Source organism: Nonlabens sp., from assembly GCF_047636915.1.
In the GTDB taxonomy this organism is placed as follows: Bacteria; Bacteroidota; Bacteroidia; order Flavobacteriales; family Flavobacteriaceae; genus Nonlabens.
The window spans coordinates 63,342-70,723 of record NZ_JBLIGN010000006.1 but is presented as its reverse complement, the minus strand read 5'-3'; the positions used below and the strand labels follow the sequence as shown (position 1 = coordinate 70,723).

At 34.0% G+C, this 7,382-nt stretch carries 7 protein-coding genes; 5 read left to right on the top strand and 2 right to left on the bottom strand.

What is annotated here, in order from left to right; all coding sequences use genetic code 11:
- The first annotated feature begins 507 nt into the window (after nucleotides 1–507).
- The 5 genes from ACJAT0_RS02205 (at nucleotide 508) to ACJAT0_RS02185 (ending at nucleotide 4,026) form a co-directional block, all read left to right on the top strand.
- Nucleotides 508–816: a hypothetical protein gene (locus tag ACJAT0_RS02205; RefSeq protein ID WP_415180328.1), complete on the top strand. Its 309-nt coding sequence runs from the start codon at nucleotides 508–510 to the stop codon at nucleotides 814–816.
- Between the two features lie 2 nt (nucleotides 817–818).
- A complete protein-coding gene (locus ACJAT0_RS02200; protein ID WP_415180327.1) occupies nucleotides 819–1,436 on the top strand; it encodes an L-threonylcarbamoyladenylate synthase in 618 nt (205 codons plus the stop codon).
- Nucleotides 1,437–2,360: 924 nt separating this feature from the next.
- Complete coding sequence (locus ACJAT0_RS02195) at nucleotides 2,361–2,588, top strand: CDP-alcohol phosphatidyltransferase family protein (protein ID WP_415180326.1); 228 nt, start codon at nucleotides 2,361–2,363, stop codon at nucleotides 2,586–2,588.
- Between the two features lie 303 nt (nucleotides 2,589–2,891).
- Nucleotides 2,892–3,245 (top strand): hypothetical protein, encoded by a 354-nt coding sequence (locus tag ACJAT0_RS02190; protein WP_415180325.1) that lies wholly within the window; start codon nucleotides 2,892–2,894, stop codon nucleotides 3,243–3,245.
- 196 nt (nucleotides 3,246–3,441) lie between these two features.
- Nucleotides 3,442–4,026 carry a pseudouridine synthase gene (locus ACJAT0_RS02185; RefSeq protein ID WP_415180324.1) on the top strand — a complete coding sequence of 195 codons (585 nt, stop codon included), beginning with the start codon at nucleotides 3,442–3,444 and terminating at the stop codon, nucleotides 4,024–4,026.
- A gap of 233 nt (nucleotides 4,027–4,259) precedes the next feature.
- On the opposite strand, the gene ACJAT0_RS02180 is transcribed toward ACJAT0_RS02185, so the two are convergent.
- Nucleotides 4,260–4,871 carry a hypothetical protein gene (locus ACJAT0_RS02180; protein WP_415180323.1) on the bottom strand — a complete coding sequence of 204 codons (612 nt, stop codon included), beginning with the start codon at nucleotides 4,869–4,871 and terminating at the stop codon, nucleotides 4,260–4,262.
- 498 nt (nucleotides 4,872–5,369) lie between these two features.
- Nucleotides 5,370–6,680, bottom strand: a complete 1,311-nt coding sequence (gene murA / locus ACJAT0_RS02175) for a UDP-N-acetylglucosamine 1-carboxyvinyltransferase (protein WP_374002493.1) — start codon at nucleotides 6,678–6,680, stop codon at nucleotides 5,370–5,372.
- Nucleotides 6,681–7,382 lie beyond the last annotated feature (702 nt).

Here is a 7,382-nt window from a genome sequence, read left to right as displayed (position 1 = left end):
TGGCGGCGTAGGAAATAGCGGTATAGGTTCTTATAACGGCCAGAAAACTTTTGAGACCTTCTCTCATTTCAAAGGAGTCGTACATCGCGGCACTTGGATCGATTTACCTGTTGTATATGCACCTTATGCACACAAATTAAATAGAATTAAAAAATTGATGAATTGGCTTTAGAATAAATTATGGTATTCCCAAAATATTCCTAAGGTGTCGTTAAAAAGTTGTTAGCAAGCTTTCGCGAAAGCAGAACCCTAACTATCTTTAAACTGTAGTTATTTTAACTGTAATGGTAAAGTAGAACTATGGAATAAACGCTGCGCGGGTTAGGTGTAACTATAACTAAAGGACTGCAGGACTCCTTAAAAAGTGTCACTCAATAAAAATCCCTAAAGTAAATAATGAACTCTAAAAGTAAAAATATGAAGATGCCACGTTAAACTAGAAAGCTATATAGAACCAACTGATTTACCAATTTTATACTTAACTTTAACTCCTATTAGATCAATATTTTGAACTCATACATATACATATCACCACAATTACTGCAAACCAGCTCACAAGGGATGCTGTATATTATTGTAGTTTCAAGTATTCTTGTAGCGGCTTATTTATGGTTTTTAAAAACCCAAAAGGTCGACAACGATTCCTCTAGGAATCGAATCTCCATCAAAATAGATCGGAATGGAAAACATAAATATGACGTTGTCCCTAATTCTGGAGATGGCAATTTAAAATTTTGGATTAAGTTTATAATAGCGGTAATTATTGTTGCCTTTTTATGGATTCCGATTAAAGCGCTTTTAAATCCGCAATACTAGTTATGGCTGAATTGATTAGAATATACGAAGACAACCCCAATCAAAGAGAATTAAAACGTATTGCAGACGCTATGCGTGCTGGTGCCCTTGTTATTTACCCTACAGACACTGTGTATGGATTAGGCTGCGATATTACTAATAAAACGGCTTTAGAAAAGATCGCTAGAATAAAAGGAGTTAAACTAGAAAAGGCTAATTTTTCCTTTATTTGTAAAGATCTAAGCAATTTAAGTGATTATGTAAGTCAGATTGATTCACATACCTTTAAAATTTTAAAGCGCAATTTACCAGGACCTTATACTTTTATCTTACCCAGCAATAATAATTTGCCCGCGGTTTTTAAGAAAAAGAAGACCGTAGGAATACGTGTTCCAGATAACACAATAGCCATAGAATTAGTAATATTATTAGGGAATCCTATTATTTCTACTTCTATAAAAGATGAAGATGAAGTAATAGAATATACAACAGATCCTAGCCTTATCGTCGAAAAGTGGGACAAACTAGTAGATTTTGTTATTGATGGTGGTTACGGAGGTAATATAGGATCTACCATCATAGACCTTACTGGCGATGAACCTGTTCTTGTACGCGAGGGAAAAGGATCTGTGGAGTTATAAGTCTTGATAGCTCGGTTCTATAAAACAAAGTTTGTTAAGTTAAAGGAGTAGGAAAGGCTCCTTTTGTAAGCAACTTTGCAGCAGCGCCTTTGTTGCTTTTTTGATTCTCATATATATTTCACAATTCATTATTTCACTATTTAGTATATGGAATCGTTACCTAAAAGGTATGATTCCAATACCCATATAAATGGACTTGAAACTTAAGTATATCTGCTCCTTCTAATTGTTGCTTTTGTAACTATTGTTGTTTGAAACATATTAAGCCTGAGAGCAGGTATGAAGTTAAAGAAGGGATATATATATATCACAAATGTATATGGGTCCAACGTCAATGTTTTTGAATTAGATTGAAAAAGGCGATAATGGGCACATTATATACTGATAAAGCTCTACACTTTAAATGATGAATAGTAACGGTTTGTGCTTCTTTAGATACTTATAGTAGCGTACTTGAAGTAGTAACGATGGAGACTCTTAAACGACATTTAAAAAGCAAATTGATAGTCTCTATTTTTTTGAATAAAGCCAATATTTAATTCACCACTACTGATTTTATAACGGCTGCCCTGTAAGAAAATTTGATGTCAACAAACCTGACAAGAAACCTATAATAGGAATTCAATGGTTCCTTTTAAACTTCATAGATAAAGTCGCAATACAATCAGGTGACTCCCAGAAAAAAAGTTTTACAGCCGACTATATCCGTATCAACTAACTTGAAATTATTTGGTATTGAATTCCTCTTTATAACTTAACTCTGCTTGTAACTTGTTGGATCAAAAAGATTTGCACTTTTTGAAATCATTATAACAGCATTTTTTATTTTGCAATTTTTACAAAATTAGCTCACTAAAATAGCAGGGAACAAAATACTTTATTTAAGAAACGCAATAATTCAATTCCTATGTGAAATCTATCAGAATGAATATACCAAAAGCATTGATTTTATTTCAACTAATAAGAGCTCTTATACCAGTAATACTGGCTTATTTCATAGGTGATGCGGCAAAAACGACGATTTTAGGCCTTATGCATATTGGACTCATCTCTAATATTCTCGATGGAATAATTTCGCGTAAGCTAGGAAGTTCTAGGACTCAACTAAGAAGAATGGCCCATCAGACGGATATGGTGTATTGTTTCCTATAGGGTTTGCAACTTGTATACTTTATCCACAACTTATATCATATTAATACGTTTCTATTCCTGTAATACTCGCGATGGAAATTACCTGTTATGTAATACGGTCTGGTAAGGTTTAAAAAAGGAACTTGTACACATACGCTTCTTTCAAAATTATGAATTGGTTTCTCATATAGACAAAATTTTGGTAAGACTCATTCTACCAAAATGGACACGCGATATACCCAGTGCTAATTCTGCATATTTGATAAGGAAAGGAATAAAACTTAAAAGAAATGATCTGTTAAACGAATAAATAAATTATTGATTATGAAATATTTAGTACAGCAATATTATGCGATTATAGAAGAAAAAGTATCCACCCCTACATTTGCAAAATTATGGATAACACTGCAACAAAACTTAGGAGCTAGTTATTTGGACTTAAAAACGGAACAGCTTAGCAAAATCAGAAGAAAACAGCTGCTTTCGTTGATAACACATCCTATTTACCCTAGAAATCATTCCATTTTAAGCATACAACTAACCCATTCAAAAATAGCAGAGTTGCGCAAAGTATTGACAAATTCAGGATTGAACTTATTGAAACTTGTACGTATTCCATTGACTATGAGAGAGCAAGAACTTGCTATTCCTTCCCATATAATGCGTGATTTATTTTAGGTGTTGTATAGTAATTTCACAAGATTGGATAGACTTTATTTTTCCGATTCCTATATGACGAATACGCATAAATTGAATTATTTTTGAATGTAATAAGGTGAAAAGTCAGCGCCTTGGACCCACCTCTTTTTTTAACAATAAGGAACGTGAAAAGCGACAAATTTAACGCGATATCAGATACGATAGAGAAATTACTATGAATCACCGCCACTTTTTAATCTATAAACCTTATAAGATGCTAAGTCAGTTTAGCACTAATGATAGGCATCAAAAAAACAAGAAGTTTCTGCGAGAACTCCATGATTTTCCTAAAGACAGTATGGCAGTAGGTCGGCTGGACGAGACTAGCGAAGGCTTGTTAATGATTACCACAGATGGGCAATTCAGTAATGTCGTTAATAAGAAAGGAAAAGTGGAAAAAGAATACTATGCCCAAGTAGATGGAATAATGACGCCAGAGGCAATAGAAAAGATGTGCTCTGGAATAGAAATTAGTATCCATGGAAGTATGTACTTAACTCAACAATGTCAAGCATTCATCCTAGAAGAATTTCCTATACTTCCGGAGACATTACAACGGGTAAGAGATGATCGGCATGGTCCCAGTTCGTGGGTTTCTGTAACTTTAAAAGAAGGTAAATTTAGACAGGTACGTAAAATGTGCGCTGCCGTAGGATTTCCTGTATTGCGCTTAGCAAGAGTGCGCATAGGGTCCTTTACTCTAAGAGATTTAGAAGAAAAAACAGTAGTTGAAATTACAAGCCGAATACCTACTGATTAATATCGCACCTATAAAAAACTATATTTGTGTAGGTGATAGAGTTCCCATCTAAGCTATCAAAACTTATATGTAACCTGTTGATTTCTAAAATAACCTGGACCCAAAATAGTTCCAATCTGGCATTTCAAGTGTTTGTGTTGGATTTTTGTAAATAGGCTCGAGATGCTTTTAAATTGCTTTAGAATTGTGTTTCCCTTAAGGTGAGAATAATTTTTCTGTTTAGAAAAAGAGATTTACTCATTTTTCAAAATAATCAACGTTGCTTTTACTCCGGCAGCAAGGTTCCAAATATTTTGTTGGACTACTTTCCCTTTAGAATCCATCACCTTAAACTCAGCTGTATTGGGTCCCGATGTTCCTTGATTTAATGCTTCTATCTCGATCTTATTAAAACCATCCTTTAGGGGTATACTGACTCCTTGGTAAATATTTCTGAGATAAATTTTGTTCACTAATATGATATCATCTTGCCATATCCTAACCATATCGCCGTCTTCAAATTGGTGGTCCCTACAAATTAAACGCAATAATTTTTCGCCAGTTCTGATCTCTCCTAAAAACGTATCACTTTTAAATCCAGCACCTACTGGTGCATCTCTTTTAAACTTTTGCTTTTCATATTTAACTCCTGGATCAACTAAATCGGTTTCTTGCCGCATTTTGATCTCATTATTCTCTTTAGGTCTGTTATAAGTTTTAGTTTCCTTTTTTTCTGGAAATAGCATGGAACCACCACTATTAGTTTGTGGTATAGGTTCTATAGTTCTAGGCGTAGTTTTAGGTATTTCTTGAGCAAAAGAAATACTAGCCGAAAGAACAAAAATAAAAGCTTTTATCTTTTTCATACTTGCAAGTTATCAAATTCCTTGCCTAAAATGGTCACAAAGAAGTTATTTTAGGTTAAAGAACTGCGACAAAAGAGTCGTAGGAAGAACGATTCACTTTCAATTTTTTATATAATCAAGGATTAAGAGCGCCATTGTTCAGTTGTTTACTCCTATTTATCTGTCGTAAATCAGCATTTACTTTAGGTGTTGTACTATTTAAAGCCATGCCGTTTGATCTTAGCAGAATTTCTATTGTAGGTTCAACTTTCGCGAAAGTGGAACCCATAAAACATTAAAAATAATTAAATCAATTTTAGGTATCCTTATAGTAGCTTTTCTAGCAGTTTCGAGATAATATAACATTCTTTTTTAACGCTCCGTAATACACACTCCTGTCACAATTTATGCCATAAACAAGAGGTTTTATCCATTGTTTATGATCTTGTAGCATCAAATCTATATATTTTATTAGTTCAGCGCAATGGTATTTGGTCTTTAACAAGGACCATTAAAATATCAACTAATGCGTTTGATCTTTGCTCCTATAGCTCTTAACCTGGTATCAATATTTTGATACCCTCGATCGATTTGTTCAATGTTGTGAATCGTACTGGTTCCCTTTGCACTCAATGCAGCAATAAGTAAGGAGATACCAGCTCTAATATCTGGACTGGTCATAGTAGTTGCCTTTAATTGAGATTGAAAGTCATGACCTATAACCGTAGCTCTATGAGGATCGCAAAGAATAATCTTTGCTCCCATATCAATCAATTTATCTACAAAAAATAAACGACTTTCAAACATTTTCTGGTGTATCAATACGCTACCTTTTGCTTGTGTTGCCACGACTAAAACAATGCTCAATAAGTCTGGTGTAAAGCCTGGCCATGGTGCATCAGAAATCGTAAGAATAGAGCCGTCTATGTAGTTTTTTATTTCATAACCATCGATATGAGCAGGAATATAAATATCATCTCCCTTGCGTTCTATAAGAATACCCAGCTTTCTAAATGTTGCTGGTATAATTCCCAACTCGTCATAAGATACATTTTTTATGGTAACCTCCGATTTAGTTATAGCCGCAAGACCTATCCAACTTCCTATTTCAACCATATCTGGGAGAATACGATGTGTTGTACCACCTAATTTTTTTACACCTTCTATAATCAACAAGTTAGAGCCTATTCCAGATATTCGGGCACCCATGCGCACAAGCATGTTACACAACTGTTGTAAATAAGGCTCACAAGCAGCGTTGTAAATAGTTGTTTTTCCTTTGGCAAAAACCGCTGCCATTACAATATTAGCCGTTCCTGTTACAGATGCTTCATCAAGAAGCATATAGGCCCCATGCAACTCTTCTGCTTCTACTCCGTAAAAATATTCTTCTTTGTTGTATCTGAATGTTGCTCCTAATTTTATAAAACCTTCAAAGTGAGTATCTAGCCTGCGACGTCCTATTTTATCTCCACCAGGACGTGGAATATATCCTTTACCAAAACGTGCCAGTAAAGGGCCTACTAACATAATGGAACCACGTAATCCACGACCTTGAATTTTATACTCTTCGGACTGTAACCAGTCTAAATTGATATTATCTGCTTGAAAAGTATACGATTCAGTGCCATTTTTGGTCACTTTCACACCTAGATTACTCAACAAAGCGATGAGTTTATTCACATCAATAATGTCTGGCACATTATTAATCTCTACCGGTTGGTCTGTCAATAAAACAGCACAAAGTATTTGAAGCGCTTCATTTTTAGCCCCTTGCGGATGGATATCTCCTTTTAACTGATGCCCACCTTCTATTATAAATGTTCCCATGAATGTTTTAAATTGTAATTTTTAAAAATAGAGAACTTGGATAAATTTGTAAAGCATTCTTAGCCTTAGTATTCACAAGTAATGAACAAGAGTCTTAAATATGAAGTAAGAAGCGTCAAGTATGAATATGAAATACTTCATTAATTTGCATAGCAGCATTGCTTTGTTGTATCTCGAAGGTTTTACTTAAGTACAAAACCTGTGCCCCGGCCCTGTAGTTTTCGGTTTCTAACAGGTGCAAAATAAACATCCTATTTAAATTCACATAAATCGACAAGCAAAAAAACCAAAAAAAAGAATTCAATTGAAGAATTATCAATATGGTTTTAGCCCTTAAAGGAATTGTGAACTAGACTGAAACTAACAGAATTACTGAAAAAGGTAGTGATTATAGATATTACAGATCCATTACTAGCATACCTATAATTTCAATTAAGTAACTTAAAACCATCTATTTAAACAACGACAACAACAATGAAAATAGTATCACGTACAGCCAAATTTTAAGTTCCTTTATTAAAACTTTAAAACATAATGATGTGATAGGTACCAATAAATATAAATAAACTAAAAATTCAAAAAGGGTGGATGGGATATGAATGACCCTAAACATCTCAAAAGATATTCCGATAAAATCACCGTACCTCCTGACTGTATAAAATAAAAGAGGAAGGTAATTAATAGTAAAAACCTTTAACGAGA

What these genes read in the sequence shown, in the direction of transcription:
- ACJAT0_RS02190 (WP_415180325.1), top strand. Translation starts at nt 2,892, where the DNA reads ATGAAATATTTAGTACAGCAATATTATGCGATTATAGAAGAAAAAGTA.
- ACJAT0_RS02195 (WP_415180326.1), top strand. Translation starts at nt 2,361, where the DNA reads ATGAATATACCAAAAGCATTGATTTTATTTCAACTAATAAGAGCTCTT.
- ACJAT0_RS02200 (WP_415180327.1), top strand. Translation starts at nt 819, where the DNA reads ATGGCTGAATTGATTAGAATATACGAAGACAACCCCAATCAAAGAGAA.
- murA (WP_374002493.1), bottom strand. Translation starts at nt 6,680, where the DNA reads ATGGGAACATTTATAATAGAAGGTGGGCATCAGTTAAAAGGAGATATC.
- ACJAT0_RS02185 (WP_415180324.1), top strand. Translation starts at nt 3,442, where the DNA reads ATGAATCACCGCCACTTTTTAATCTATAAACCTTATAAGATGCTAAGT.
- ACJAT0_RS02180 (WP_415180323.1), bottom strand. Translation starts at nt 4,871, where the DNA reads ATGAAAAAGATAAAAGCTTTTATTTTTGTTCTTTCGGCTAGTATTTCT.